The sequence below is a fragment of the Arthrobacter sorbitolis genome (assembly GCF_054510995.1).
Genome location: NZ_JBTNDM010000004.1, coordinates 180,323 through 206,181, shown reverse-complemented (window position 1 = coordinate 206,181; position 25,859 = coordinate 180,323). Strand labels below are relative to the sequence as shown.

Below are 25,859 nucleotides of genomic sequence, written 5' to 3'. Positions count from 1 at the left end.
TCCCTTGAGCGGGAGTTGCTCACGGCCGGGCAGGAGCTATCTACGGCGCTGTAGAAGTACCACGTCGCAGAGCAGGCGCTGCGCTTCAGTGATGAGTGCTTCCTGCGTCCCGACGAGACGACGGAGTTGTTCGGCGGCAACCTCCCCCACAATCTCGACCGGGCCCTAGTCGATTGGCGGAATGCTATCGCGCTGGTTGAAACCAACCCGCGGGTCGCCTAGCGCAGCCAGAATGACCGAGCCTAGCGGGAGCCCTTGGACCCAGGGGGTTACGCTACTTTATAAACTTGGCGGGCCCGGATGACCTCGACTAGCGGACCCGGCTGCGGAATGCGCTCTACCGGGAGGAGGCGCGGCTCGATGCGGTCAACGAGGATCACTCGCACGAGTGCGGCCGGCCGACGCTCTCTGGCAAACCGTGGCGCAACCTGCCGGCGTACTGGCCGGGAGTCGGCAGGAAGTCGCCGTGCTCGAAGCACATGGACGACGCCGAGAAGGTGGAGCTCGCGGCAATCTGGGAGCAGGTCGTGATCACCGTCGACTGCCCCGGGTGCACCTCGAAAGCCAGCCAGAAATGCTCGATCGACAAGCTGGTGCCCTTGAATGGGTTCTTCGCGACGCCGAAGGCTTTCTTGGGACGGCTGGTCCACAGCCCGCGGCTCGACCAGTTCGCCGCGGCCCCCTGACCTACGAGGCCTGCGAGGCGCAACCGGCCAAGACAGCGTGAAGCGTCGTGAGGTGCCCATAATTGTTCAGCTGTACGGCAGTGTCCTTGGCCTCCACCACTGAGTCCTGGTACATCTCGACGACGACGCTCCAGGGCTCGGGGGTCCACTCTGTAAGCAGCGCGGACCGAAGCGCGGCCTCGGACAGTTCCGAGTATTCGCTGTTGCGCCGCTGCGCCTCGAGGAAGTCGAGGATCGCGGGTCGTACGCAATCCTTCTTCGTCAGATTCAGTGTGGGCGTGCCCTGGGCGAGCGTCACCAGATTGTCGGTGTCTCCCTCTAAGCGCTGCAGGTCGACCGGCACCACGACCGCACGGATCACACCAAGCACCCTGCGCTCATACTCCTGATCACTGAGGCTGGCGGACAGCAGCGCGTCGGCCTGGACATAGGCTCCGTCCTCGCACTCCCTGGCGCCGGGATTCTCGGCGCAGCTGGTGGCCCGCCCGTCGAAATTGATCTCCACTTGGGGGATGCAGGCCGAGAGCGCGAGCACTGTTGAGAGGAGGGCTGCGGTGAGGGCGTACTTGTTCATAGGTGTTCCTTGAATCCGGTGTTTCACTCCTCCGACGGTAGGCAGACAACTTCGTTGACTTTCAAGTTGGCGGTCTCACAGCAAGAAGGGCCGCCTGGATTTCCGGGCGGCCCTTCAGGTCAGTTCCCTAGCATCAGGGGCTCTGGGTCTTCCATGCAGTCATTGCCGACGTCTCGGTTGTGTTGGTACCGGTGATCTCGGTGGGGGCGGACTTGGTGTTGCTCACGCCCTACCACTTGCCGTTGCCCGGGGACGCGACGACCCCGTACTTGCCGGCGGTGGCGACGTCCCAGCTCGAAGGTCGCGCTGGAGGTGAGGCTGGCGGGCAGCAGGTTCGCCGGAGCGGTCGGAAGTTCGGCCAGGGTGCCGTCAAACTGGGCGGCTTTGCCGCAAATGTCAGTCGAGCCGGCTTGGCACCCCTGATCAACCCCGGCGACGTCGTCGTCAGCGTCCCCGTACCGGTGGACTCCATCGAGAAGGGTGACGTCATCACCTTCCACGTGCCCATCGAGGACCACTGGGTCGAAACCCACCGTGTGACCGCCGTCGAGCGGACACCGGCCGGCGTGGCCGTCCGCACCAAGGGGGATGCGAACCAGGCCGAAGATCCGTGGCAGGCGACCCTTGACGGTGACACCGTGTTCCGGCAGGTCGCCGTCATCCCGCACCTCGGGGCAGGCATCCGCGCGCTCCGCGAGCCCATCGTGGGCACTGTCCTGCTCTACGGCGCCCCAGCCCTGCTGTCCGTCGCCCTGCTCAGCGCGATCTGGACGCGGAGCGACGAGGAAGAGCCAGCCGATGCGTAGCCGCCGAAGGATCGCTCTGGCGGCCATCGCCGTCGCGCTCGGAGCCACCTCGCTGCCTGTGGCGGCGCACGCCGTCTTCACCGGTTACACCGGTGCGCCCGTGGAGGTGTCCACCGCGGTCATCGCCGCCCCGGACGCGCAGAGCACCGTCGTGACGAGCTCGTGCCAGGGCAGCACGCACATCCGGATCGGCGTCGAAGCGATCGCCGCCGTGCAGCGGGCCACCGGGTACGAACTGCGCGTCATCGACCCTGCAGGAAATACGATCTACGCCGAGGCCGTCGCTGCCACCGGCGGCGAGGTTCGCTTCAAGGTGCCGCCCCGCGGCGGGCCCTGGACCTATGAGTTCCGCGGCACGTTCCTGGCTCCGGGCGCCGCGAATGCTTGGGTCGGCGAGCCGCTTCGGGGTCCGATCACCTGCCGTTAAGGGCGTCGCAACCACTCCCCTAACAAACGGCTTCAAATCGCCGAAACGAATGTTATGTCAGGTAAAAGGTCTTGAAGGGGTCAAACGGGGTCTTCGAGTTCCTCCCCCTGTCTCAGTCCAGGTGGCGGAAATCTCACGATGAGTGGCCGACCCCGCGCAGAACGTGCTTGTCGCAGGCCCGCGAAGAGGCGACGAAGTCCTCACGAAGCGGGTGTTTCCTGGGGCTCCACCTCGTCCGGCAACGGCGGAGGAGGTTCCTCCACTTTGCCCCAACTGTGGGTGATGATTAGGCGCAGTGCTTTACAGCCTTGCTGCTGGACCACCACGTCGGGACCGGTGTCAGTGTTGTCCAGATGAAGCACGCTCAGTGGCTGCGTGACGTCGCAATCGTCTCCGAGCCGGGTCGCAAGTGCCTCTTGCCCAAGGGGTTCCAGAGTCACGGTTCTGAGGGCCGCTTCTCCGACGACGGCAGGTGATGCCTCGCTGGCAGCGGCTGCTTTCGGCGGATTGATAGCCCAGATGAAGATCATGAGCCCGGCCAGCGACAGGGCAGCCCCGATTCCTATGAAGATCATGGCCCGCTGCCATCGTTTAGCTACCGCCTCGTAGGAGGCCATGCGAGTCACGGTCCTCACAATATGACCAAGGTTTTGGGCTGTTTCCATGGCGGTCTTCGCCCGGACATTGGCGTTCTGGTCGGCCGGATTTGCGTAGGAATTGCTCAGGGCTGTGTCCCGCTCATCCAGAGCTGTCGAAAATTTGTTCGCTAGGTCTTTAGCCCCGTCGTAGTTGCCCATCAGCCTGGCGAGCTTGTCGGCCCGCGTATCAGCTTCGACCTCCGCGAGGTTAATCGGTTCGGATGTGGCCGTCCGCACGGCGTGGTACAGAATGATGCCGACTCCGACAGTCACCAGTCCAGCCGCCCACAGGATGTGGTGGAACCTGTCGCTGTCCGCCTGGACGGCGCCGATGTTGCTGAACTGGGTGCCGCTGACGACAACGGCCCCGATGGCGGCCAGGCTCACGGTCAGCCACTTGGCAGTCTCGCGGATCTGGTCTTCCGCTGGCAGTGTCGCTTGCTGCGGCTCGTCAGCCACGACGACGCCTCTTTGAAATTGCGTCCCGCCCCCGGCCTGCGGCGTTGCCTGCCTTGAGCAGCACCGTATCGGCCAGCATCAATGCAAATTCGGGGACGCGGTCGGATTTGATGACTCGAGCAAAGTTGCTCGCTTTGCAGGAGGGTTCTCCACCAGGATCGTCGGGGTCGGCGCCGGAGTGCACCAGGACCCGAATGCCCTCGGCTGTTCCGTCGAAATTGTTTTTGCCGGCCAAATAGACGTCGATTCGCATTTCCTGGTCATCTAACATGGCACACCTCCACCTATCGGGATTGCGGCCGTGATGCGTCCCCGACATCACTGTGGGTACCCTTATTCTGCTCCCGGGAAGTAGCGGCGGGGAAGAGTTTCGCTCCCCTACCTCGACGACAAGAGTCTGCGGCGATGAGGGCAGCAGACGTAGTACCCGCTGACGGGTACGGCCTCGGTCTCCCCCGCACACATGGCGTCCATGACCCGCCTTCGCCGTGCTTCCGCCCTGACCTTCCGCTTCGTCCTCCTTGCCGCCGCAGCAGCCCTCCTGGGGGTCGCCGTCGTGCTCGGCGTCGTCGCCCTGCGGGAGGCCGCCTCGGCCATCGATGTCATCGGCCTGAGCAGCGTCATGGTGATCTTCCTCTCAGGCGCCGGCGTGCTGCTGCACGACGCCCTGCCGCGGCGCAGGCACCCCGCCCAGTAGCGGGACAGGTTACACCCGGTAGCTGGGTACAGGACCGGCAACGGAGCGTCGCGGGAGCCCCTGTCTACGCATGTACCCTGATGCGACTCCCCCACTACGACAGGATGAATCACCCCATGGCAACCGACTACGACGAGCCCCGCGTCAAGCCCGAGGACATGCCGGCCAATGAGTCGCTCGAGGCGATCCAGGCCCAGCGCAGCGCCACGACGCAGACGGCCGTCATCGACGCCGAGGACGTCGACACCGCGGAGGGTTTCGACCTGCCCGGGGCCATTCTCGAGGAAGAGCTCATGGTGACCGTTGTCCCCGTGCAGCAGGATGAGTTCACCTGCATGTCCTGCTTCCTGGTGCACCACCGGACGCAACTGGCGCGTGAGAAGAATGGCGACAAGTACTGCGCGGAGTGCGAGGGCTGATACCGTCCCACGGATGAGGAGGCGCCGCTGATGGACGAACGCGACCACCCGGCCGTCAGGCGCGGCACCCGCCTCTTCAGGGGCAAGGGGGCCTACCTCGCGCTGATCCTGATTGCCCTCGGCATCGTCACGCTGGTTAGGGACCTCACCGCTGTTCCGGTCCTCAGCGCGATCGGCTGTTTCGTCGGCGCCGGCCTCTCCCTGTGGTTCGGAGAGCGGCTGGTCAAGGACCTTCGGCATGAGTATCGGTACGAGGACAAAGACCGACCGGAAGTCGGGTAGGCGTTCCGAACTTCCGGAGTCCGGAAGCCGCTATTCGCCCGGCTCGGCGGAATGAATCTGCAGGCCGCCGGCCAGGAGCTGCTGCAGCGCCTCCCCCGTCGGATGCCGCCGCGGCGTCACGGTTGGCCTGGCCGACGGCCTATACGACCTCGCCGCGGTGCACCGGCACGCTCCTGGGCGCATCGATGCCGAGCTTGATGCCGTCGGAACGGACATCGAGCACCGTGATCGCGATGCTGTCGCCGATGACGATCTTCTCTCCGACCTTGCGGGATAGCACGAGCATTCAGAGCACCGCCTTCACGGCTGGGGCCCCGTCGACGAACCCGACCGGCAGGCCGAGCTCGTTCACGGTGGCGGGTGTCATGGTGCCGGTGGTGTTCACGACGGCGAGGGCGTGGACCGGGACGGTCTTGCGGACCGCTCCCGCCCAGGCGGCCATGTCGTCGGGCTTGCATGCGGCGTCGACGACGAGCCACAGCTGGTCGGCGCCGAGGGCTGAGAAATTCCTGGCGGCGGCGGCCGCGATCGACTGGCTGCCGAGCCCGTAGGCGACAACGGCGGGGACGTTGGCCAGGACACCGTCGGCGCGGGCGGTCACGGCGCTGTTGCGGTCGTCCACGAGAAAGGTCGCGATAGTGCCGCTCATATCCTGACTCTTGGAGCCCTTATTGGTGGCGCGTACGTCGGGCTGGCTCAAAGTCGATCTGCGTGAACTTCCGCTCCGGCGGGCGCTGGGATCCGTTGCCGCCGACCATCCGGCCGACCCAGGACGGCTCCGAGGACAACGGCAGCTGGATGACCGCCTTGGCCTTGGTGCCCTCGATCGTGCACAGCACCATCGCGGTCGTGGCCGGCAGCGACGAGGCGTACTCGTCGTAGGTCTTCATGTCGACGGACTCGGACACGACAGTAAATTTCACGCGCACCTTGGCGGTGAGTTGGGTGGCCCACTGGCGGGCGAACGTCTCGAAGGCAAGCTCCAGGACGCGGGCGTGCTCGCGGGCCAGAGTCGTCGGGCGCCGAAAGTCGTAGACCTCGATGGACCGGGATTTCGGGCGCGCGGAGTCAGGGGCAGGGGATGTTTGGGGCACAGTCATCTAGTCGACGACCAGCGCAACTCGGTAAGGGCTGAGACACATAGACCTCATGTGTGCGGAGCGAGCAGGAAGCCTCCCCGGGTACAAGAAGGCCCCGCATCGTCCGCGATGCGAGGCCTAGTTTCTGTTCTAGCCTTCCGTGGTGTTCACGTCGTGCTGCCAGCCGGAAATCAGCCACTGGCCGGTTTCTGGATTCTTCGTCAAGCCATAGTTCATGTAGCCCTTCGAGATTTGGACGCCCCCGTAATCCTTGCCGTCTGCGCGAACGACGGGCATGCCCCATTCGACGTTCACCTTAAATGCGATGGATCCGGGCTCGGGGGTGTAAACGTCGGCGACGCTCAGAGTCCGCGACGCGACGCGCTGCGTTTCAGGGCTGTAGACGTAGGAGTACGCGCCGTCGTACTGCTTCTGCCACGACTCGATTGTGATGACGTTGTTGGCCGCACCATCCGCCAGGCTCGCCCTGAACTCCTCGCTGTACTCGGGAGACAGCAAATCGGCGTGTTCGGAAACCCATTCGTCCGTGGTTTGCCCGCCTCCGTTCACGGCGGAATCGATGCCTTCTTCAGCGATGAATTTGAGGACGAATTTCTGGGCTGAGGCTATGTCCTCCGGCTTGAAGGCAGCGTAGATTTCCTGCTCGACAAGCGCCGAATCCACCTGCAGCGCAGGGTCGTCATCGGCGATGGTCGTCTGCAGGTATTGCCCGTGGCTTGTGTCGATCACCGCGCCGGACGGCAGGGCGTTTTTCGGCGCCTCCCTGGTTGGGTCGGCGCTGGTCTGAACACTCGGCTCCGCGGTCGCAGATGGGGAGGAGCTGGGGGCGGGTTCGGCAGCTGTGTCCGCGGCATCCGCTGCGCAGCCGGTGAGGGCCAGCGTCCCGAAGACGGCTGTCGCGAGCAGCGCCTTACGCAGGTTGGGGAAAGGGTTGGTGCTCGGCTTCAAGGAGGGTTCCTTCGACTCGTGCGTGACAGGGCAGGCAAGATTATGCGTGATGCCAGGCTCATGTGTGCGGAGCCACAAGCGCCCGTCGTCACCATAGGCAGATCAGTGGCCGGAATCGGCGACCGTCACGGCTTCGGCCTCAGGCGCGTCGCCAGCCGCCACTTCCGGGATGAGTGCCTTCACGGCGTCGGACTCGTCGGACTGCACCAGGACGTCGACGCGGCGGTTGGCCTTCATGTCCTCGGGGGCGGTGATGTCGAACACGACCCGATTGCCGGCGTAGCCGCGGGCCGAGATGAGCTTGCCGTCGACGCCGCCCATCTCGGTCATCTGGCGCACCACGTTCTCGGCCCGGTCCGCGGAGAGCTCCCAGTCGCGGAGCGGCTGGGTGCCGGGCTGCTTGGCCGGGTGGCCTTCGACATCGACCGCGCGGCCGCTCTTCTCGATGGGCGGCGCCACGGCGTCGAGCACCTGGATTGCCTGGGCCTGCAGGTCGGCGCTGTCGGGCCCGAAGAACGCCTCGGAGCTCACGATGCGGACCGTAAGCCCGTTCTCGTCGATGCCGAGCTTCACGGCGTCCTGCAGCCCCTTTGCCTCCAGGGCAGCCCGGATCTCGGCTTCGATCGCTGAGAGCGGTCGGCCGATTTCACAAAACGGCGCTGGTGTACGCTAATCCGCTACCCCTACAAAGCAGTCCGCATCCAAGCCCATGCCATCGCCTAAACCAGAAACGCCGCGAGCATCCGATTCTTCGGGCCTCGTATTCACATCCAACGCGATTGCTGGATGTGGCTCACTTCGGTCACCCCCGCTCCCGACAGTAACGACAGCAAGAAGACGCAGAACAGGTCTAATGAATGAAACCGGGACATTGTGCCCGCGTACACCACATCTTTTTGGCGCGATAGAGTGGAAGGCTGGGGATCATTGATTCATGGCGAATAACTCAGGAGTGGAAATGGCGCAGCGCGTGCAGGTGGAATTGGTTGACGACTTCAATGGCGAGGTCGCACAGGAAACGGTCCATTTCGGGGTCGATGGCACCGAGTATGAGATTGACCTGACAACGGAGAACGCGGACAGGCTCCGCTCGACCCTGTCCGAATACGTGGACAAGGGACGTAAAGCTAAGGGCGGCCGGAGAGGCCAAAGCGGGCACAAGTCTTCCTCGCCGTCTTCCTCCACGAGCCGGTCCAAGCAGGACACACAGCAGATCCGCCAATGGGCGCAGGACAACGGCTACAACCCCAACTCCCGGGGCCGCGTTACCCAGTCAATCATCGACGCCTACAACGGAGCCCACTAACGGCCCAGCAGTGCTCGATCGACCGTACGGGGGGGACGGATGGGCGGGGTGGGGGATCTGAGGACAGCAGCGGACACGCGGTGGGCCAAAGCCGAGAAATACGCCTGGGAATACGCGGACAACGGCCTGGGCGAGGCGCTGCGGGTCTGTTACACCCGGTGGATGCCGGCCATCATCCTGTCCGTCGTCCTTCTCGTGGACGCTATCAGCCCTCTCGTCCTTCCCGAGGGGCCGGAACGATTCAGCGCGTACCTGCAACTGGGTTTCTTTGTCTTCGCTGTCTGCGCTCTCAGATGCGGTCTGGTGTACATCACCAAACGACTCAAGCCGCGCGTAGATCTTGGCCCGGATCTTTCAATCACCTTCCCATTGGAGAAAGACGAGAAGCAGGCACTGCTACATGGAACCAACGGCCAGCACACCATGCCAGCGGAACACCCGTGCGGGGCACACTCGGTCGCTGTTCCAGAAGGACGCGGCCACCATTGTCCTGATCGTGCCGTCGTGCACCTACTTCCTCGGTTCGTCCCTCGGGAGCCTCGACTGGGTGTAGCTAGTGTTCTTCGCCGCTTTCGTCGTGCTGACCATCCTTCAGATCGGAGCATTCCTGCTGACGGGCACTTCCTCGCCGCCACCGCACTCTAGAGTCCGGCCGCGTTCCAGACTGCGAGGAAGAACAGGATACTCCCGATCATCATGGGGATCAGGCCCTGGGGATAACTGTTCGGCGTCTCGGGCTTCGTCGCGGGCGGCGCATCAAGACCGCACCATAGATCGCCGCTCCGAGTCCACCGACGAAACACAGCAGGTAGTACACGTCGGAGCCGCTCACCCCGGAATGAGCGCCGAATCCTCGTCGGCATCTCCCCGCGCGATGTCCGTCCGGGCCCTCGCGTAGGCGCCAGCAATGTAGTCTTCGAGCTTGTTGCGCTCAATACGCCATTGGCCGCGGCCGCCGATCTGAATGGCCGGCAACTCGCCTGAGGCGATGAGCCCACGGATGGTGTCGAGCTTGGTGTTCAATTCCTCGGCAACCTGCTGCAGGGTGAGGAACCGCAGAGGCCGAGACTGCTCATTCAAGGGGCGGGCTGTCATGCACCCAGCATTTCAGCTCGCAGGGCAAGTGCGTGCTGCCACGCCGCCGTGCAGGGTGAACGCAGCGGCGACACCGCAGCTCACGGAGCAGTCAGCACCTTCGTGTAAAGCACCCATCCGGTGCTCGAGGTGCGAGCAGAATCGCTCTACGAATGCGATTGCTACAGCCCCCCTCGACAGAAAGCCGCTGAGCTCTTCGTTGACCGACTTCCCCGGGCAGCACAGGTCAGCAACTGAGCTAGCGGGTCGGGGTGCCTGAACTGACAAGAAATTTGTCGACCCTAGCGATCTCATGATCCTGCAGACCTACGAAGCAGTCGGGTTCTACGAGGAGGAGATCGGCGAGTATGGGATCGGCGTCAAGCCAGTAGCTCTGCATGTGCTTGCCACGGGAGAAGAACGCGTCATCATCGATCCAGGCAAGACGAATGGAATCTGTTCTGGCCGCGAGGAAACGCTCGACGGCGGGCCTTTTCCAAGGGCGTTGACTCCGGCCCCAGTCGGCGACTTCTCCATAACCGGGCTCATAAAACACTGGCAGGTATGGCAGCCCGACCTGATCGAGCCACCGAGTGCGCCCGCCCCAGGAGGATAACCACTGGACCTCGGCCCCCGATACCGCCCACCGCTTCACCGCCTCCAGGACAGCAGGCCGAATATGGACATGCCCCGGCACCCAGGGTGGTACGGCTATCCGATAGCTGGCCTCGTCCGCGGCCGGCGCGACGTTCGCATCGACCGCGGGCACGACGACGCCGTCAACGTCCAAGAGCAACAACGTGTCGGGCACCGCATCATCCTTTCTCTGGCTTTCTCACTACAGGACCGCCGCTCCGAAGCAGCGGTCCCTCTACGGTCTGGCCTACTGTCCGGACGTCCTCCGTGGACTTAGCCGGTGTTTACTAGCTGAAAGTGGTAACCACGAACTGCTTGATCATTCTGTCCAGCTGCCAAGGTTCAGGGGTGGTGGTGAGCCGAAAGACGGTCGCCCTGCGACTCACCTCGACGATGCTCGAAGAGGCCGTTATGCACAATTACTGCCAGCTAACTCTGCCGCGTAGGCGCTAGGAAACGAAGGGCTCGGACGCTCTGGTTTCGGCCAGTCTCCGTGCGTAGCCCTAACTTCTGTGCTCGATCCGTGTGCGCAGGGCCTCAATGACGGTGTCATCCTCGACCATGAATGCGTCCTTCGAGTCGGTGAGGTCGTAGGCGAGGTTAGCCACATACTGGAAGAACCTCTGATCGGGTCCGGCGCGTTTCCAGTCTTCCGCTACGAGAGCCAGGAGTAAGTCGATGCGCTCCGGTGGCCGGTTCGGTTGCCTGTCAAACAACTCATCAGTCATGTCTGCTCCTCCCGTCTGCCGTCCTGCCTCGCCCAGGGCGGCGTCACCCCACACGATTGAGCAGCACCTGAACCTATTGTGTCCCGGCAACTGATCCCAGCTCCGAAATCCGCTTCTCAAGACACTTCGCTTACGCTGCGGACACTGGTCCTTGGGTGCAAACGACCACCCCGTCCACCTCCTAGTTGTCTGCCCACATCTCGTCCCGATTCGGGAGGCCGCTCGGCTGTGCCTCGAAGTCTTTTTCCGACCTAGCGCATGTCCAAGGGCGCGGCCCGGCTCAGGAACCCCATAGCTGGATGTGACCGTAGTTTAGCGATGCCTGCGGGTGTACCGATGACGAGAAGACCCGCCCGGGCCCCCTCCCGAATACGGTGCTGGTGCGCGGCACAAACGCCGACCACCAGTTGATTCAGCGGTACGTTCACGTCTCGAACGATCAGGAACCCCGGAAGACGCGAAAGCACGTGCCGAAAAGCAGCAGTGTCCGGCGTCAGATGGCTGGCCGACACTTCGTCTACCGGTCCGCCCTCGGCTTGAGCATCTATGAGCTCTCGTGCTGTCTTTATGAGCAGTCCTGCAGCCGCCTCACTATCGGCTACAGCAAGGGTGAACAAAGTTGGTAGGCCTGTCCCGATCCGAAGGTCATACTCGAAGTCCTTCGACCACTCCGCTAGTTCGTCCACCGGCCCTCCAATCGACTGCAAGCATGCAGTAAGCGCCACCGCACCGTGGACCCGCTAGGTCCGACTCTATGTGTCAACGCAGATGCTTGGAAGCGCAGGTATGAGCAATCGGGCTTCGTTCGGAGGGGAGATTGGTAAGGACTTATGGAGGCACTCGTGCAGGACGAGCAGCAGCCAAACGGGGCAGATAATCAGGGCTTGTCTCTGTCCTACCCGCGAGAACCATCACAACTGGAGCATCGTTGAGAAGCTGAAGGTGAGCGCCCATACCGCATGGGCACGTAAGACGACCACCAAGTTGTCACCAGCCCAGCGCCCATTGGCCAGGCGAATGAGCGGCGGGATGGTGAGGAACACCCCGACGATCAGCCCGCAGACTTGCGGGACGATCTTGTCCAGGGACGGGTCGTACTTTCTGGCCATGCCGCAGACTTTCAGTGCGGCCTGTCTCAAGCCAGCGTCGGGCAGGATGGGTCCATGACCGACTCCCCCGAGCACGAGACACCCGACGAAGCAGCGAGCACCAGGCCACTGCGCTTCCTCACGATCCTGCAGGTCGCCGACGAACTCGCGACGAAGGACAGCACCGTCCGCGCGCTCATCCACCGCGGTGAGCTCCCCGCCATCCAGGTCGGCGGTCGCGGCCAGTGGCGCGTCGAACGCGTGAAGCTCGAGGAGTACATCGCCGACGCCTACGCGCGCGCCGCGGCCGACATCAAGCGCGGCGACATCGACGACAGCACGCACGAATAGCCGGCGCCGGACGTGAGCCACTCGGACGAGTACCGGAACCTTCCGCCGAAGATGAAGCGCTTCGCCCTCGCGAGTCTTCTGTTGTTCCTGGGTGCGATGGTCGGCGCGACGATCCTCCGACCCTGGCTGGGCTTCTGGGTCACCGTGATCCTGTTGGGCTTTCTCATGGTCGCGGTGCTGATGCCTCTGGCCCGTGCTGCATCGAGGGAGCGGAAGGATCTGCAAGGCCCGTCCGAATCCTCCCGGCCTCCGTCCTGAAGTCAGCGCCCACGGTCGGCGGTCGCCGCACTCCCTGGCCGAGGCGAACATCATCCGCTGTCCGTTCCGGCCCGCTCGTCGGGTCGGTGTGATGGTCCGGCGATAGCCGAGGTGGCGGGCTGTCCGGGTGTGCGGGTGGCGTTGACGGGGTGGACGAGTGTGGCGTCGGGTGTGGGGCATATTAAGAAGGCTCGGGCCTGGCGGCCCTCGCCATGAAGGCGTTGTGTGGACCGTCATGGTTCTCGATGTGGTTCTGCTTCCCGCTGTGAAGAGCATTGTGTTCGTCGAGCCCCTCGGGCGCTGCGCGCCCTCCGGTCTGATCCATTTCATGCACGGATGCACCTGCGGCCTTCGGCCGCCGCGCTGCGCGCGCGCTTCCCACCTTGGTGACCAACGTGTGTGCCAGGGCGCTGCGCGCCCGGTGCTCATCCCCGCCGCGGCTGCGCGTCCTCTCGTTCGCTGCGCTCTCTTCCGGCCACCGCATCCACGTCTGCGTGGGTGCTACCCCTCTGCCCCTGCAGGCGGCTTCGCCGCATGCGGCTCTTCTCGTCTCGTCCTGCTGACGTCATGAAGATCAGCGGCTACGCCGCGGGACCGCTGTACATCCGACGGCGTTGGGACTCTGTCCGGCGATGCCCTGCGGGCGGCGGAATGCTTCCCGTTCCGTCATGGTGCACGCCTCGCTGTGCGTTGTGCTTCCCGTCATGGGTTCCTGGTCTCCGGCTGCGCCGTCGCCTCTCTGCTTTCAGGATGCTGCGCGGTGTTGGCCGCATCATGTGTATCAGCGGCTGCGCCGCAGTGCGCTTCGCACACCCCGGGCGTGTCACTGCCAGTGTGTGATCCGCTGCGCGGAGCAGGCGGCATCGAGGACCGACATGATGCACGGTCCGACAGCTTCCCGGTGAGCAATCTGCTGACCCCTCGCTTCGCTCATCCGCGCGAAGCGCTTGCACTCCATGAGCACAGCATTGTTCAGCCAACGATGTACCCCACATCCCACTCCCGGCCGCGCGCAGCGCATCCCGCGAAGCGGACCAGTGTGCTTCCGAGAAACACCCAGCCGTCTGTGAAAGCCCGCTGCAGGCGCAATGTCCGTGTGACTAGGACTTATGTCTCCCGACACGCGCGCCGCACGAAGTGCAGAGCGCATCCCACGCACCGCGGGGGAAAACTCCTTCGCAGAACCCAGTCGCCGGGGACGAAGTGCCGCACACAGAAAGGATGGCTGGAAGACTCGCAGAATGGGTCCCCCAAACCGCACAACCAGTACAAAGATGCCAGGGCTACGCCCCGTGTCGAAAACACCATCTGAATCATCCTGAAGGGTGCGCGCGGTTCCCGGCCCGTCGCCGCTGATTCCGGCCGATTCGTGCAGAATTTGCGGATCTCAGACCGCGCTGATCCCCGGCCTCAGGTCTTGCGGGGGTCAGGCCTCGGTCTACGCATGTTTCCGAGCATGGGACACGCCATCTATCACTTCGCCCGCACCGGCAGCATCGAGACCAACCCGACCACCTTCAGCCAGCGGGCCGCGACCTTCGCCTCCGCCATCGGCAACGGGAGCCACGCGACGCTGCTCACCCGCCGCGACGCCACTGGACTCAATGGCTACCTGATCCTGACGACCGACTCCGAGCACGGATCGAAGTTGCGCTCGCACCGCCGAAGGCTCTCAGGCGTAGAGGCTGCGCAGTACTCCGTCGAGGACCAGCCGGAGCTCGAGCGGTTCCCGGGCGTCCGGTTCGGCTTCCGTGACGCCCCGGTTAATGGCCGCCCAAAAGGAGTCGTCATACGGGCAATCGGCCGGGCGGCGGATAAACCAGATGTAGCCGCGCGGCAGTGGACGGACGCCGGCGGCTGCCAGGTGGGCGTCGATGTCGTCGTCGATCGAGTCGAGGTCGTCATCGCTGAGCATGCTCGGCTGGTGGAGGAACGTGCCGTCGGTCATCACGAGCACCTCGGTGTGCCGGTCACGCACGGCCACGGACTGACGCGCCGTGTTGGCCGGTCCGGCCACCCAAGCGACGAGGGCACCCCAGCCGTTCACGGTGGCTCGGTCCATCCTTCGGGCCTGGCGCCGTCGCGCAACTGGTTCCAAGACTGTTCGATTACCGGCCCAGTCTGATCGAGGCCGGACCGCGGCGCGGGGACCGGCACGCCATCGGTTCGGTCACGGCCTCCGGCCGCTGATGGCAAAGCTCGTGATGATCGCTGCGCCCGCAATGAGAATGAAGACCACCGAGACAGTGGTTGAGCTGTCGAGAATGCCAGGTACACAACTGCCAGGGAACCAGGCGCTTCCGCAGTTCGACGCTCCAGCGTAGACAGGCTTTACGCCGACGAAGAGACCGATCGCCGCCGAGATGCTTGCAACCCAGAGCAAGGCCAATGGGCCTCCACTTGTCGCGGGGACGGCTGCCGAGGCCGCAGGAGCCCCAACAACGGGCGTCTGCTTGGGACGACGGTGCTCCGACCACTCCTCGCCGTCGTGCCATCGCTCAGAGTCAAGTCTGTGCGGATCCTGATGCCAGCCCTGTTTCATCCCGCCAGCGTAGCGGTACGCAGGGAGTCGACTCCGCGGCGCCGCACACATGGCGGCCATGAGCGAATCACCAGCTGCCGTCGTCCGCTACTCCTTCAACTTCCGCTACCAGACCGACCTGGTCCGTTCGATCGACATCCCCATCGAACGCCTTGACGGGGTCTCCTTCGACGTGGAGTCCCTCTGGGAGTTCCTCGAGGACGAAGCGAACGAAGACCTGCTGCGCCTGCTGCTCGGGACTTTTTCGCCAGCTACCAGGAGATGCTCTCCCGATCGGACACCTACTGGAAGAACATCTCGCGTTTCAACGAGTCCGCCGTCGTCGTCGCTCCCCTGCAGGGCTAGACCGCCAGGTCGCCTAGCCCGAGGCCCTCGAAGAATGCCGCGGTATCGCGCGCGACAAGGTCCGGGTGCTCCCAGAGGACCAGATGACCGACGCCGGGATAGGCCTTCATGATCGAGCCGGGGATACGGGCCGCCAGAGTCTGCTGGTCACTCCGCGACAACAGGCGGTCCTGGTCGCCCCAGAGGATCAGAGTGGGCGCGCGCACGGTTCCCGATTCGGTGGGCGGCCTTGATGAGGTCAGACCCTGCAGGATGGCCTTCCAAACGTGCGCCGGCATCCTGACGCCGTCTCGTATCCGGTTTTCGACGAACCAGGCGGGAACCTCGCGCTGTAACGGGTACCAGGAGAGCGATTGCCTCACCCAGCCCGGGTCTACGGGGTCGGCGAGCCGCTCCACTTCGTCGGCGAACGGCGCACGCCCGTGCAGGCTCAAGGGTGCCCCAACGAGCACGAGCGCTGCCACGCGGTGCGGATGGACGGCTGCCACCTGTTGGGCAAGGTATCCGCCGCTGGAGGATCCGAGAACGAGAGCCTGCGGCACGTCCAAGGCGTCGAGAATCGCAACGATGTCCTCCGCCTGATCCTCGAGGGTGTAACCGGACTCCGGCTTGTCCGCTTCGCCCTGGCCGCGAAGGTCAGGAGCGAATACCCGGAAGGTGGTCAGGAGCGGGATCAGCCTGTCGAACGAGCCGCGGGACTCACCCCAGGCGTGGAGTAGCAGGGCCGGCCTCGCGCCTGGATTGCCCTGAATCCTGCATGGCACGCTAATGCCTGATCGGAGTCGGAGCCTGCGGACCTCTGATTCCATGGCGACAGGCTACGCCGCAACGACCAGGCCATGCCCCTTACCCCTGCCCGGACGGCGCCTTCTGCGATTTCGTCGGGAAGAACCTCTTGTAGCGGACCTTCGACTCCGGGTCGGTGAGGACGGCACCTGTGGTGAATTCGGCCTGGAAGTCGAGGCCGTCCTTTGTGCGCAGGGACGCCACGCGGACGAGCGTCCCCAGCTCGTCTCCTTCGAGCGTGAACAGCGGCTTGTCGAAGTGCTGCTCGGCCAGCCGCCCGACGACGACGCTCTGCCAGTGCTTATCCTTGGCCTCCCTCGCTCCTTTCGTGGTGTGGTCCAGCGTCGGGGAGCACAACTCGCACATCTCGTACTTTTCCGACGACTCGATGGCGGCGCGGGTGTACAGATTCGGCATCCGTGGGGGTCGGTAGTCGCCGTGCCAGTCGCGGGCCCACTTGAGGTCATCTAGGTACGGCTCCCAGATCGCGTCCCGGTCGAAGTACCGTCGCACGACTCCGCAGGTGGGTAGGTGCACCTTCCCGCTCTCGGAGACGACGTAGTACTCCGTGCCGGCGAAGGAGTCGACGGTCTTCTTCTCCTGGCGGATCGTCTCCTTCAGCTCGGCGCGCAGCTCGTCGTCGCTGCGGTATTCCTCACGCCGGAGGTAGTCCTCGCGCGCGTTCAGCTCGTCCATCGCCGCACTACGTCGTGCCTCGGCGCTGTCTGGATCCGTCGGTCGGTCGTCCTGGGTGATCATGAATTCAGGCTACAACCGCCGCCGGACTGGTCCGGTGAGGACCCCTGTCCGCTCCGCACACATGCGGACTGCAGCTGCCACCCGGCGCTCGGCTGCACCCGTGGACAACCCTGAACGGAGAACCGTGGAGACCCGAATTCAGTACGCAGCGCGCATCGGCGGGAACGCGATCATCATGGTCATCATCATGAACATCACCGCGGTCATCGTTGCGGCCGATGAGCGAGGGGCCGGGCGCCGCACACATGTCGCCCATGCCCTACGACCATGAAATCGACGCCGTCATCGCCTCCACCGGCCTCACCCGCGTGTCCCTCGACGACGAGGTTGCCGAGTGGCTCCAGATGGGGCCTCCGCATGGAGTCGGTCCTCGCCGACCACTTCAACGTCGCCGAACTGGCGGCCACGATCGAACTTCTCGCGTCCCGCCTCGCCGAGATCAACAACATCGCCGGCGGCTACATCCAGGTAGAAGGCCCCGTAGGGTCGGTGGCCCGCCGCATCGCCCGGATTGCCGGTCAAGAGGTACATGACCTACTGGTGGCTGGTCGTGCCCGACGCGACCCTCGTGAAGCCCGGCGAGCTGCCCGAGGACTGGGGGCTCATGGTCGTCACCGGCGGCAAGCTCCGGGCCAAGAAGAAGGCGCCCCGCCTGGATCCGGTACCGGCCGGCCTCGACTTCACGATCAGCCTCATGTCGGCCGCCGCCAAGACCGCCCACAAGGAGCCACTCCGCCGGGACTCCCCCGTCGCGTACGTCAAGAACTGGACGCGCCGTTGCGGGTTCTGCGGGGCTATCAGCCCCTGTACGGTCCACCAGCCCCGCGAAGTGCTGCAAACGGCGGAGAAGGCCGCGTAGGCCCACCCACCCAGCAGGAAGAAGGAACCCGTGGCGAAGAAACCACAGGAGATCGTGCGCCTCGGCGTGAACCTGAACAAGGAGAGCTCACACAGCGCTGCGTGAGCTCTCGGAGCGGCACACCATCACGATTACCGAGACCGTGCGGCGCGCCATCAGCGTCCTCAGGTTCGTCGATGACGAGCAGCGCGAGGGCCGGAAGATCCAGACCATGGACCAGGACGGCGGCAAGAAGGTGGACTTCGTCCTCATGTAGGGCGGACCTGCGTTCGAGGAAAGACCACCATGTCACCGGATAGGCTGCACGAACATCTAAATTTGGGGGACCCATGAATTCTCGCTTGACCGCCGTCTTTCTCGCCGGTTCTGCTCTGCTCCTGACCGGCTGCGGAATCGGTACTGCCGACATCGAGTCCGTCGTGCGGGGCGAAGCCGAGACGGTCTCGTCCGCCAGCAGCCAAGGAGACGTCGACGAGAACACGGCAATCGCCCAGTGCGGGATCCTGGGCGGCCTCCTCAACGGCGATGAGCCGATCACGGTCGATAACTACGACGAGGTCCAGGAGACGCTTCAGGCCCTGGCAGCCGATGGTGTTGGCGCCGTGAAGCCCACCGCCCAGCACATCCTCGACGAGATCGGCGGCGAGGAGTTCTCGGAGGCTGAAGGCACGGAGACCATCGAGGAGTTCAAGGACTTCTGCATGGACTACACCGTCGACTGAGTCCCGGGAACGGAAGCCGGCGCCTCCGCACACATGGCTTCCATGACGACATTCGAAGGCTTCGCCATCCGCCCCACCGGTTTCGATGATTTGCCGGCCAGCTGGAACAGCTCAGACCTCGAGGTCTGCCGCACCCGGGAGATGGCAGATGGTGGCCGCAACTGGCCCCGCCGCAAGGGCGACCCCGTGGCTGTGCGCGTGACCCTGCCCGAGGGGGCCTACTTCAGCGTGGCCGGGGATACTGACATGTCCGAGGGTCGCGGCGGACAATACGAGGTCGCGCGTCACGTCGACCTCTGGGCAGCGTATGACGCATCGAGGGGCAAGGGAGCCCAGGGCAGCTCGGGTTACGTCACGATCATGGTGCCGTACCAGCAGGAGTTCACCGTCACGGGCACCGACGGCTACGACGTCGTTCTGTCCACCAGCACTGCATACCGCCGCGGGTCGCTCGACAACCTCATCGTGGGGGTGTGAGCGATCGGATACACCTGCTCACGGTCGGTTCAAACCTTGCGCTATCGCTAGGGTAAAACCATGAACATCAGTGTGGCCGAGGCGAGCCGTCGCATGGGCGTCACGGGCGCAAGGGTGCGACAACTCATCGCCGCCGGCGACCTGCCTGCAACCCGGGTTGGGCGAGCCTGGGTTCTGGACGCGGCGACCGTCGCACGTTACAGCCCTCGTCGGCATGGGCGGCCGATTACGGAGTCCAGCGCCTGGGTTTTCCTGCGCTTCCTCTCCGGCAACCCCTCCCATGACGTCAGCCGCAGAGTGCTCGCACAGCACGAGCGATGGGCGCGCCATCTGAAGACTGTTTCGGACGAGGAGCTGGTTGACGGGTTCTTGTCCCTCGTCAGGCACAGAGCGACGAGGACGGACCTGGCCCTGGACCGTGCGGACCTCGAAGCCCTGCGTTCGGATGGGCGGGTCGTACTGTCCGGTGTCTCGCACCCCGAAACACGCCTGCTCACCAACGCGGAGACAGAAGGGTACGTGACCAGCAGGGACTTCTCGAAGGTGCGGCGAGAGTTCCTCCTCATTCCTCCTACGTCCGGCGGCAATGATGCCAGCGTGGTGCTGCACGTCTGCGACGCCATTCCGCGTCCCCTCCCCCGAGCGGCGATCGCCGCGGACCTTGCAGAGCACCGAGGCGTACGCGAGATCGCCGAGGCCACGCGCCTCCTTTGCGAGCTCCTCGACGGTTGAACTACTCCCAGCGACAAGAAGCAGATCGATGCACGGGGAGCCTTGTTCGAGATCGCCGAGGCAACGATCCCGGCTGTACCTGGAGGGATCACCTCGCCAATATGCTCGGGCGCCTAAGTTGACGGCCACTCGTCCGCCGCTGCTACCCTGAAGTGCTTTCGCGGCAAAAGCCTATGGCTTTGACCAATCAGCCCTGGCTAATCCGATACTGGTCGGGGCTTTTTGGTGCCCGGGGAGATTCCCAACCGCTGCCTCACACATGCTGACCATGGACTCCCACTACTTCGGCCACTCCTCCCTCCTCGACTCCGAGATCGTCGCCGGGATGCTGATCGCCGGACCGCAGCTCAGCATCCACAGCACCGCCGAAAAGGCCGCCGCGGCACGACCCGAGGGCGTCGCACATAGGACCATCATCACCACGACCGAGGGCGAGTACTTCCACGTCAAGCAGGGCACCGTAGCCTCCACGGGCGTGTGGATCGAAGACACCTACGGACGCCGGTTCCTGACGTACGGTCTGGCGGTCGCTTTCGCAGCCGGGAAGGGCCGTGACGGCTCCCCAGCCGAGATCGTCCTGATGACACCCCTCACGACCGAGCTCGGTGTCACGGCTCCGCACGGCATGGTCCACATCGTCGGAACCACCACAGTTTGGGAAGAGGTGCCTGTCGGGACCCGCCTCAGGCTCATGCCAGACCTGGTCGATCTCGTCCCCAGCCACGAGCGGTCCACTCGGAGGAGGGCGCACACCGCCGCCCGGAATTAGGGCTGGGAGGAGAACTTCCATCCGGACGACGTCACCAGGATCGAATACAGCCGGGGCGAGCAGTCCCTCCAGGTCCGCTACACCGCGATCGGCCGACTCGTGTCGGTGAAGTCCGACGACGTCAGCTGGCCAGGCAATGAGAAGGTCTCCCGCCTGATCACCACCCTGAGGACTCACGCGCCGTCCTGAGCAGGGCCCGGCGTGCGGGTACGAAGCGCACCTGGGTCCCCTCCAGCAGTTCCTCGGTCGTCTCGACGAATCCATGACGGCCGCCGCCGCCGGCCTTGATCCGGCGCTGTCGATGCAGGACCGCTGATGGACGGCCGGCACGTCGACGACGACGCCGACGGGTACGGGCTCCTCGAGTGCTTCCGCTACGGCACTCAGATGCCGACTCCCGACGAAGGCGAGCGGATCGCCGCCAGTTGGGCCCTGGAGGCAGACGGCGACGTCGTCTACCGCCCGATCCACATCCCAGGCCCTCCCTACGGCTGGCGCGACAAGGTCACCATCCTTACGCGCGAACAGATCCGCGGGTCCGTCGACCCGGCCAAGGTCCCCGAGCAGTTCCGGCACCTCTTCGAGTAGGCGGCGCGTCCGGTGGCTGCCGGAGTCCCGGCCCACTCGCGCAGGTACGCTGAGATCCACACTTCACTCCTGGGGGACCCATGAACACCCGTTTCGCTGCCATCCCGCTTGCCCTGATCCTCCTCGCCGGGTGCGCTGCACCTGAAGCCGAGACCGAGCCTGCCACCGAAGCAACGACAGGCAGTGCAAGCGCGAGCCTCTCCGCCACGGAGGACGCCGAGCCGGCAGGTCAGGTCAGCACTGCCACGACGTGCAGCCAGTTGGATGGCATCAACAAGAAGGGGGTGCTCCATCGGGCCGTCGATTTCGTGAACCAGCTCGAGGACATCGATCCGGATACCATCACTACCGCCAAGGACATCAAGGCGGACATCGAGCTCGTCTCCAGCAAGGCTGACCGCGAGTTCAAGCCATTGCTGAGAACCCTCGCGAGCCCGATGACTGAGATGATCAAGATCACTGCGAGTGGCGGCGCCACGTTCAACTTCGACTCGACCGACTTCAACGATGCCGCCCTGGAACTCGCCAACACCTGCGTCATCCTTCTCGAGAGCGCCGTCGTCGCTACCGAGCCTCCGGCTCCCGCCCTCACGGAAGGCGAGCAGGCGGAGCAGGTGTACCTGGCCGATGTGCGCGCCGCACAGCCCGACCTGATCCGTTTCACCGACGACGACCTCATCACCACCGCCCGGAACTTTTGCCTGGTCTACAGCAAACCCGGCGGAGATCCGGTGGTCGACCAGATGATCACTGCTGCAGCGGGCGCGAAGTACACGCTCGAGGAGTTGCAGTCCATGAACTCCGCCGGCGTCACGGCGCTCTGCCCGGAATACGTCGCGCTGCTCAACTAGGACTTCTGCCGAGGCTGCGACCGGATGGTGAGCGGCGCCGCGGATCCCGCACACATGACGGACATGCGCAGAACCAAATCCCTCGATGTCGACTACAGCGACGTCCAATGCATGCCCTGGCCCAAGCCGATGTCGAGGGCCTCGCTGAAGTTCATCACCAACGCTGCAGCCGTCCTCCTGGCCATGCTCGCGTCCCTGAGCTTCGCAAGTCTCGGAATGCGCATCGGCCCGTTCGCCCTCACGTCCGCGGTCTTCATCGTCACCTCTGTCCTGCCGCGGTTCCGCAGCCGAGTCGGCCAGCGCCGGCACTAGGCGGTCTTCCACTCCGGCCGAAAGTCCGGGTGCCCGGCGTACGGTTCAGCAATGATTTCGAGGATCGTCCGCATGTAGTCGGCGTCACCGGCCGGCTCGTAGTCCCAGTCGATCCGCTGGACGTGCGCGACAAGTTCGCGCCTCGACCGACAGCTCGCACGCTGCTGCTCGACCATCCACTCCCCCGGGTAATCTCCCGCGGTGATGGCGGCCTCGTCGTCGTCCGGCCGCGCCAGGACGCGAGAAACGGACCGTCGGTATTGCGAGGACAGCGGCCACGCGACCGAGCTGGAGGAGCACCATCCAGCCAAATGACAGCTGCGGTAAAGAATCGAGAGCCAATCAGTGCTTCGTGCATGTCCGCGTCTGCGGGGATTATGTCGCTCAATGACGGCCGCAGCGACGTCCGGTTCGTATCCTTGCCTGGCGGCCGGCGCCTTCGTCACCGCTTTCGCCCCCGAGGAGCAGTTCTGGTTCCCGCTGGCCATGGGCCTCGGCGTCATCGTCCACATCCTCGGCGACATGATGACCACCGGCGGCTGCAACCTCGTGTACCTGTTCACCACCAAGCCGCCGAAGGCGATCGGCGCCATCCCGGTCGTGAACTGGATGTGGAAGAAGAACGGCTACTTCGCCGTCCCCGTCCTCGGCAACGCCGGATCCATCCGCGAGTGGTGCTTGCTCGTGCCCATCAGCCTGTACGCCATTGGTGGCGTCGGCTGGGCGATCACCAGCATGGGCCGCTCCGGACTGCAGACGCTGGCCGCCGCCACCGGCCTCGGCTAGGCCGGGCGACCCGCGCGATGCCTAGGATTGCCGCATGACCAACGATCAGCGCACCGTCGAAGCCGCCAGAGACGAGATCATCGCAGCCACCGCCGAGCTCCGCGCGGCCGCCGCGTTGGGTCAGGACGAGCAACGAGCCCACGTCGCAGACTGGCTCGACGGCCTGTTCGCCAACGTCACGGATCGACGCGGTCTCCGTGAAGCATCAGCCCAGGGACTCACTCTGTACCGCGGCGGGATGGGCTCATTCCACGATGTTGGATACGAGGCCGCCGGGAACGTCGTTGATCGTCTGCGCGTAGCACTGCGGCGCGGACGGTCATGGTCTCTGCGCGGCTGATCCCGGCCAGCGATGCTCACTCGCGGGAACCCGGCTGAGTATCGCGAGCACCAAGGCCGCGGCTAGTCAGTCGTCGTTCGGCAGGTACCAGCCATGCTCACGATGCCTGCGCTCCGGCGGGTTAGGGTTGTCGCGCTCGTAAGCCTTGTTTGCACGGCGGATCATTTCGCCGTCGAGACGATGCAGCTCTGAGTAGTGGTCTTCGCCGGAGACGTGGCGCAGTCGTAACGCCTCGTGGTCTTCCGCGAGATCCTTATCGGTCATCGCGCGGAGGATACCCAGTGCCCGTGCAATCGGGTCGAAGAAGCTCATGGACACATGCTGTCACGCCGGAGCTGTCCTGGAGTGCGTGATGTGCGACGTGCCGCACACATGCGGGTATGGACATCATCAACCGCACCCCCGCCGGCGTTCCCACTGGTGGCCAGTTCGCCGCCACCTCGCACACGGAGCCGGCCCTGAGCCTCGCGCCGCCCGCGGCTCCCGAACCGGAATCTCCCGACTTCGACGCCGAGTTCGAGGCCGCCTACGGGGCAGAGCTCACGAACCAACTGCTCAAGATCCCGAAGTCGCCCGTCAAGGACACCCTGGGAGCCGCCCGCCTGGCCGACTACATCCGCGAGGCGCACCCGGACTACGTGGCCGACGGCAACGCCGTGCACCCCCGCAAGGAGGCCTTCGACATGCTCGAGGGCGAGTTCCCGAACCTCACCCAGGAGCGCCGCAAGCACCACGCCGGGCTGATCCGCTTCGCTGTGCACAACGAGATGAAGCACTACTCGAACACCGAGCACGTCCTCAGCCCCGAGAACGACTACGAGCTCCTGATCGAGAAGGCCGACTACGACAACGAGGACGACTTCGTCAGCCGCGGCCAGGATGAGAACCGTGAGCAGTGGGAACGCCTGGCCGACACCGCGTACCTCGCCGCACTGAACGAGAACATCCACGCCCAGCAGCGGCTCCGCGAAGCCGCCTGATCCGCAGCTGCAACGAGGGGGTCACCCATGCCGGGTGGCCCCCTCTCTCGTGCCCACGGGCGGTGGACCGCGGGCTGAGGCGCGATAGTCCTCGGTAGGATCGAGGAACACCTCGACCGACCGGAGACACCTCATGACCGATGTAGCTGCCACACAAGACGACCTTCCGGTCACCGGCACCATCACAGAGAGGGAGGCCCGCGCGGCCGTCCTCGTACTGCAGCAGGTCGCCTCCGAGTACAACAGGACCATCACGTACGCAGACCTCAAGGAGGCCGTCGGCGTACTCGCTCACCGGCCGTCGAACCAGCCGATCAGGGCCTGGGCGTCACGAGTGCTGTACCGGGTCATCGAGATCTGCGAGGCCGACGGACACCCGCGGCTGACATCCCTCGTCGTGCGCGCTTCGGACGGCGGGGTGGGCAGCGGCTTCAACGCGATCCTGGAACGCTCCGGGCAGGCGCGGATCGAGGACCCGCTGCAGTTGGAGGTCGTCGCCGCGCAGGAGCGCCTGAACTGCTACCGCCAGTACTGCCCGAACCTCCCGGAGGATGCCGAACCCACCCTCACCCGCGAGTACAAGGCCCACGTCGCCAGGAGGAACAAGCCGGAGCCCAGGGCGCGTCCGGTCTGCGCGACGTGCGGCTATCAGCTGCCGGCCACCGGCATCTGCGACGCGTGCGACTGACTCGACGAGAGGGTCCACGGTTCGGGACCGGAGCGCACATACACTCCGGTCATGCCCGTCTTCGACATCACCTTCGACTACAAATCCGACTCGGCAGGGAAGGACCCTGATTCGCACAGCCCGCGGATGAAGACCGACCATCAGTTGCTCTGGACGAAGGAGCTTCCCGACGGGCAGATGTTTCGCCCGGCTGTGCCGGCGCTAGCCAAGGTCCGTCGCTTCAACTACCTGGTGGTCGAGCAGAACCCCGACAGGAGGTTCACCGTCGGTAGTGACGCCATCACGTCCTCGTACACCACATGGAGCAGGCCGAAAGCTCTCGTCGAGGCCAGGCAGCAGCTGACAGATGACCAGCAGCTCCGCTACTTGAACCCGCCGTACACGTTCGGCAGCGCCATGATCTGGCCGGTCAGGATGATCCACAAGCCCACCATGAATCAGGCGCGGGGAACGCGGCCGAAGATCGCAGACCGGATGGACCTCACCCTTGAATGCATCCGGCGTCACTACGCCGGGGAGCCAGGCAGCCCCCTCGCTGACGTCACCACCAACTACGCGGACTTCTTCGATCTGTTCGGCACCTTCGAGCGGTTCGTGGAGTTCTTCCACCTGCAGGACCTCGTGACACCGGACGGCATCGACTTCTTCCTGCCGCTCGAGGACTTCCGTCGTCCAGGGACGCCGGCGACGAAGGATGAGTACATCGCGTGCCGGGAGGCCTCGCTGAAGTTCATCGCACAACGCGCCAACAGGATGGCCGACTGGGTCGAGGAGCACCGCCCGGACATCGAGGTTCGCCGGTAACGCCGGCTGGCGAAGCGTCCCCCTGCGCCCGGCCGGTCAGTA

General features: G+C 64.8%; 41 protein-coding genes. 23 read left to right on the top strand and 18 right to left on the bottom strand.

Annotation, left to right across the window (positions count from 1 at the left end; genetic code table 11):
* The first annotated feature begins 479 nt into the window (after positions 1–479).
* Positions 480–686, top strand: coding sequence for a hypothetical protein (locus ACX80K_RS10965; protein ID WP_459271903.1), 207 nt, complete (start codon positions 480–482; stop codon positions 684–686).
* Position 687: 1 nt separating this feature from the next.
* Here the strand turns inward: ACX80K_RS10965 and ACX80K_RS10960 are convergent, their stop codons facing one another.
* A complete protein-coding gene (locus tag ACX80K_RS10960; protein WP_459271902.1) occupies positions 688–1,260 on the bottom strand; it encodes a hypothetical protein in 573 nt (190 codons plus the stop codon).
* 410 nt (positions 1,261–1,670) lie between these two features.
* Between ACX80K_RS10960 and ACX80K_RS10955 the strand changes: the two genes are divergently transcribed.
* Together ACX80K_RS10955 and ACX80K_RS10950 are read left to right on the top strand one after the other, a co-directional pair.
* Positions 1,671–2,066 (top strand): signal peptidase I, encoded by a 396-nt coding sequence (locus ACX80K_RS10955; RefSeq protein WP_459271901.1) that lies wholly within the window; start codon positions 1,671–1,673, stop codon positions 2,064–2,066.
* Positions 2,059–2,493, top strand: coding sequence for a hypothetical protein (locus ACX80K_RS10950; protein WP_459271900.1), 435 nt, complete (start codon positions 2,059–2,061; stop codon positions 2,491–2,493). Before ACX80K_RS10955 ends, ACX80K_RS10950 begins: the two co-directional genes overlap by 8 nt.
* Positions 2,494–2,693: 200 nt before the next feature.
* Here the strand turns inward: ACX80K_RS10950 and ACX80K_RS10945 are convergent, their stop codons facing one another.
* Together ACX80K_RS10945 and ACX80K_RS10940 are read right to left on the bottom strand one after the other, a co-directional pair.
* A complete protein-coding gene (locus ACX80K_RS10945) occupies positions 2,694–3,590 on the bottom strand; it encodes a hypothetical protein (protein ID WP_459271899.1) in 897 nt (298 codons plus the stop codon).
* On the bottom strand, positions 3,583–3,861 hold the full coding sequence (locus tag ACX80K_RS10940) for a hypothetical protein (protein WP_459271898.1): 279 nt from the start codon (positions 3,859–3,861) through the stop codon (positions 3,583–3,585). Before ACX80K_RS10940 ends, ACX80K_RS10945 begins: the two co-directional genes overlap by 8 nt.
* Positions 3,862–4,062: 201 nt before the next feature.
* Between ACX80K_RS10940 and ACX80K_RS10935 the strand changes: the two genes are divergently transcribed.
* The 3 genes from ACX80K_RS10935 (at position 4,063) to ACX80K_RS10925 (ending at position 4,988) form a co-directional block, all read left to right on the top strand.
* Positions 4,063–4,287, top strand: a complete 225-nt coding sequence (locus tag ACX80K_RS10935; protein WP_459271897.1) for a hypothetical protein — start codon at positions 4,063–4,065, stop codon at positions 4,285–4,287.
* A 116-nt stretch (positions 4,288–4,403) separates the two neighbouring features.
* Entirely contained in the window at positions 4,404–4,706 is a 303-nt protein-coding gene (locus ACX80K_RS10930) for a DUF4193 domain-containing protein (RefSeq protein ID WP_459271896.1), read from the top strand.
* A 30-nt stretch (positions 4,707–4,736) separates the two neighbouring features.
* A complete protein-coding gene (locus ACX80K_RS10925; RefSeq protein WP_459271895.1) occupies positions 4,737–4,988 on the top strand; it encodes a hypothetical protein in 252 nt (83 codons plus the stop codon).
* A 139-nt stretch (positions 4,989–5,127) separates the two neighbouring features.
* On the opposite strand, the gene ACX80K_RS10920 is transcribed toward ACX80K_RS10925, so the two are convergent.
* From ACX80K_RS10920 to ACX80K_RS10900, 5 genes are all read right to left on the bottom strand, one after another.
* Positions 5,128–5,274 carry a carbon storage regulator gene (locus ACX80K_RS10920; RefSeq protein WP_459271894.1) on the bottom strand — a complete coding sequence of 49 codons (147 nt, stop codon included), beginning with the start codon at positions 5,272–5,274 and terminating at the stop codon, positions 5,128–5,130.
* On the bottom strand, positions 5,275–5,637 hold the full coding sequence (locus tag ACX80K_RS10915; protein ID WP_459271893.1) for a hypothetical protein: 363 nt from the start codon (positions 5,635–5,637) through the stop codon (positions 5,275–5,277).
* 19 nt (positions 5,638–5,656) lie between these two features.
* Entirely contained in the window at positions 5,657–6,082 is a 426-nt protein-coding gene (locus ACX80K_RS10910) for a hypothetical protein (protein WP_459271892.1), read from the bottom strand.
* Between the two features lie 135 nt (positions 6,083–6,217).
* On the bottom strand, positions 6,218–7,036 hold the full coding sequence (locus tag ACX80K_RS10905) for a hypothetical protein (protein WP_459271891.1): 819 nt from the start codon (positions 7,034–7,036) through the stop codon (positions 6,218–6,220).
* Between the two features lie 102 nt (positions 7,037–7,138).
* Positions 7,139–7,609 (bottom strand): OmpA/MotB family protein, encoded by a 471-nt coding sequence (locus ACX80K_RS10900; RefSeq protein WP_459271890.1) that lies wholly within the window; start codon positions 7,607–7,609, stop codon positions 7,139–7,141.
* A 361-nt stretch (positions 7,610–7,970) separates the two neighbouring features.
* On the opposite strand from ACX80K_RS10900, the gene ACX80K_RS10895 reads away from it, so the two are divergent.
* Positions 7,971–8,342 carry a histone-like nucleoid-structuring protein Lsr2 gene (locus tag ACX80K_RS10895; RefSeq protein WP_459271889.1) on the top strand — a complete coding sequence of 124 codons (372 nt, stop codon included), beginning with the start codon at positions 7,971–7,973 and terminating at the stop codon, positions 8,340–8,342.
* Positions 8,343–9,170: 828 nt separating this feature from the next.
* On the opposite strand, the gene ACX80K_RS10890 is transcribed toward ACX80K_RS10895, so the two are convergent.
* The 4 genes from ACX80K_RS10890 to ACX80K_RS10875 all read right to left on the bottom strand — a co-directional run bounded on the left by ACX80K_RS10890 (position 9,171) and on the right by ACX80K_RS10875 (position 11,889).
* Positions 9,171–9,437, bottom strand: coding sequence for a helix-turn-helix domain-containing protein (locus ACX80K_RS10890; RefSeq protein ID WP_459271888.1), 267 nt, complete (start codon positions 9,435–9,437; stop codon positions 9,171–9,173).
* A 238-nt stretch (positions 9,438–9,675) separates the two neighbouring features.
* Positions 9,676–10,227, bottom strand: a complete 552-nt coding sequence (locus tag ACX80K_RS10885) for an HAD domain-containing protein (protein WP_459271887.1) — start codon at positions 10,225–10,227, stop codon at positions 9,676–9,678.
* Positions 10,228–10,555: 328 nt separating this feature from the next.
* Positions 10,556–10,780, bottom strand: coding sequence for a hypothetical protein (locus tag ACX80K_RS10880; RefSeq protein WP_459271886.1), 225 nt, complete (start codon positions 10,778–10,780; stop codon positions 10,556–10,558).
* A 911-nt stretch (positions 10,781–11,691) separates the two neighbouring features.
* A complete protein-coding gene (locus tag ACX80K_RS10875) occupies positions 11,692–11,889 on the bottom strand; it encodes a hypothetical protein (RefSeq protein ID WP_459271885.1) in 198 nt (65 codons plus the stop codon).
* 54 nt (positions 11,890–11,943) lie between these two features.
* Between ACX80K_RS10875 and ACX80K_RS10870 the strand changes: the two genes are divergently transcribed.
* Positions 11,944–12,219: a helix-turn-helix domain-containing protein gene (locus ACX80K_RS10870; protein WP_459271884.1), complete on the top strand. Its 276-nt coding sequence runs from the start codon at positions 11,944–11,946 to the stop codon at positions 12,217–12,219.
* A 12-nt stretch (positions 12,220–12,231) separates the two neighbouring features.
* On the top strand, positions 12,232–12,477 hold the full coding sequence (locus ACX80K_RS10865) for a hypothetical protein (RefSeq protein WP_459271883.1): 246 nt from the start codon (positions 12,232–12,234) through the stop codon (positions 12,475–12,477).
* 1,672 nt (positions 12,478–14,149) lie between these two features.
* Here the strand turns inward: ACX80K_RS10865 and ACX80K_RS10860 are convergent.
* The 4 genes from ACX80K_RS10860 to ACX80K_RS10845 all read right to left on the bottom strand — a co-directional run bounded on the left by ACX80K_RS10860 (position 14,150) and on the right by ACX80K_RS10845 (position 16,909).
* Positions 14,150–14,539, bottom strand: coding sequence for a DUF5956 family protein (locus tag ACX80K_RS10860; RefSeq protein WP_459271882.1), 390 nt, complete (start codon positions 14,537–14,539; stop codon positions 14,150–14,152).
* 108 nt (positions 14,540–14,647) lie between these two features.
* On the bottom strand, positions 14,648–15,019 hold the full coding sequence (locus tag ACX80K_RS10855) for a DUF2510 domain-containing protein (protein WP_459271881.1): 372 nt from the start codon (positions 15,017–15,019) through the stop codon (positions 14,648–14,650).
* Between the two features lie 341 nt (positions 15,020–15,360).
* Positions 15,361–16,173, bottom strand: coding sequence for an alpha/beta fold hydrolase (locus ACX80K_RS10850; RefSeq protein WP_459271880.1), 813 nt, complete (start codon positions 16,171–16,173; stop codon positions 15,361–15,363).
* Positions 16,174–16,210: 37 nt separating this feature from the next.
* Entirely contained in the window at positions 16,211–16,909 is a 699-nt protein-coding gene (locus tag ACX80K_RS10845) for a hypothetical protein (RefSeq protein ID WP_459271879.1), read from the bottom strand.
* 124 nt (positions 16,910–17,033) lie between these two features.
* Between ACX80K_RS10845 and ACX80K_RS10840 the strand changes: the two genes are divergently transcribed.
* The 9 genes from ACX80K_RS10840 (at position 17,034) to ACX80K_RS10800 (ending at position 22,219) form a co-directional block, all read left to right on the top strand.
* On the top strand, positions 17,034–17,180 hold the full coding sequence (locus ACX80K_RS10840) for a hypothetical protein (protein WP_459271878.1): 147 nt from the start codon (positions 17,034–17,036) through the stop codon (positions 17,178–17,180).
* A gap of 258 nt (positions 17,181–17,438) precedes the next feature.
* Positions 17,439–17,768, top strand: coding sequence for a hypothetical protein (locus tag ACX80K_RS10835; RefSeq protein WP_459271877.1), 330 nt, complete (start codon positions 17,439–17,441; stop codon positions 17,766–17,768).
* Between the two features lie 329 nt (positions 17,769–18,097).
* Positions 18,098–18,490: a hypothetical protein gene (locus ACX80K_RS10830; protein ID WP_459271876.1), complete on the top strand. Its 393-nt coding sequence runs from the start codon at positions 18,098–18,100 to the stop codon at positions 18,488–18,490.
* Between the two features lie 42 nt (positions 18,491–18,532).
* Positions 18,533–18,967, top strand: a complete 435-nt coding sequence (locus ACX80K_RS10825; RefSeq protein ID WP_459271875.1) for a hypothetical protein — start codon at positions 18,533–18,535, stop codon at positions 18,965–18,967.
* A 60-nt stretch (positions 18,968–19,027) separates the two neighbouring features.
* The gene (locus ACX80K_RS10820; RefSeq protein WP_459271874.1) at positions 19,028–19,699 is read left to right on the top strand and encodes an excisionase family DNA-binding protein; all 672 of its coding nucleotides are present in this window, start codon (positions 19,028–19,030) and stop codon (positions 19,697–19,699) included.
* Between the two features lie 268 nt (positions 19,700–19,967).
* Entirely contained in the window at positions 19,968–20,468 is a 501-nt protein-coding gene (locus ACX80K_RS10815) for a hypothetical protein (protein ID WP_459271873.1), read from the top strand.
* 315 nt (positions 20,469–20,783) lie between these two features.
* Complete coding sequence (locus ACX80K_RS10810) at positions 20,784–21,056, top strand: hypothetical protein (RefSeq protein WP_459271872.1); 273 nt, start codon at positions 20,784–20,786, stop codon at positions 21,054–21,056.
* Between the two features lie 80 nt (positions 21,057–21,136).
* Complete coding sequence (locus ACX80K_RS10805; RefSeq protein ID WP_459271871.1) at positions 21,137–21,907, top strand: hypothetical protein; 771 nt, start codon at positions 21,137–21,139, stop codon at positions 21,905–21,907.
* 63 nt (positions 21,908–21,970) lie between these two features.
* On the top strand, positions 21,971–22,219 hold the full coding sequence (locus ACX80K_RS10800) for a hypothetical protein (RefSeq protein WP_459271870.1): 249 nt from the start codon (positions 21,971–21,973) through the stop codon (positions 22,217–22,219).
* Here the strand turns inward: ACX80K_RS10800 and ACX80K_RS10795 are convergent.
* On the bottom strand, positions 22,216–22,707 hold the full coding sequence (locus ACX80K_RS10795) for a DUF6221 family protein (protein WP_459271869.1): 492 nt from the start codon (positions 22,705–22,707) through the stop codon (positions 22,216–22,218). The genes ACX80K_RS10800 and ACX80K_RS10795 overlap by 4 nt on opposite strands.
* Between ACX80K_RS10795 and ACX80K_RS10790 the strand changes: the two genes are divergently transcribed.
* Positions 22,607–23,005 (top strand): metal-dependent hydrolase, encoded by a 399-nt coding sequence (locus ACX80K_RS10790; RefSeq protein WP_459271931.1) that lies wholly within the window; start codon positions 22,607–22,609, stop codon positions 23,003–23,005. The genes ACX80K_RS10795 and ACX80K_RS10790 overlap by 101 nt on opposite strands.
* 34 nt (positions 23,006–23,039) lie before the next feature.
* Positions 23,040–23,345, top strand: a complete 306-nt coding sequence (locus ACX80K_RS10785) for a DUF6966 domain-containing protein (RefSeq protein ID WP_459271868.1) — start codon at positions 23,040–23,042, stop codon at positions 23,343–23,345.
* Between the two features lie 66 nt (positions 23,346–23,411).
* Here the strand turns inward: ACX80K_RS10785 and ACX80K_RS10780 are convergent, their stop codons facing one another.
* On the bottom strand, positions 23,412–23,657 hold the full coding sequence (locus ACX80K_RS10780; RefSeq protein ID WP_459271867.1) for a hypothetical protein: 246 nt from the start codon (positions 23,655–23,657) through the stop codon (positions 23,412–23,414).
* Between the two features lie 68 nt (positions 23,658–23,725).
* Between ACX80K_RS10780 and ACX80K_RS10775 the strand changes: the two genes are divergently transcribed.
* The 3 genes from ACX80K_RS10775 to ACX80K_RS10765 all read left to right on the top strand — a co-directional run bounded on the left by ACX80K_RS10775 (position 23,726) and on the right by ACX80K_RS10765 (position 25,817).
* Complete coding sequence (locus ACX80K_RS10775; protein ID WP_459271866.1) at positions 23,726–24,325, top strand: hypothetical protein; 600 nt, start codon at positions 23,726–23,728, stop codon at positions 24,323–24,325.
* Positions 24,326–24,458: 133 nt separating this feature from the next.
* Complete coding sequence (locus ACX80K_RS10770) at positions 24,459–25,013, top strand: hypothetical protein (RefSeq protein ID WP_459271865.1); 555 nt, start codon at positions 24,459–24,461, stop codon at positions 25,011–25,013.
* 51 nt (positions 25,014–25,064) lie between these two features.
* Positions 25,065–25,817 (top strand): DUF6994 family protein, encoded by a 753-nt coding sequence (locus ACX80K_RS10765; RefSeq protein ID WP_459271864.1) that lies wholly within the window; start codon positions 25,065–25,067, stop codon positions 25,815–25,817.
* Positions 25,818–25,859: the final 42 nt, after the last annotated feature.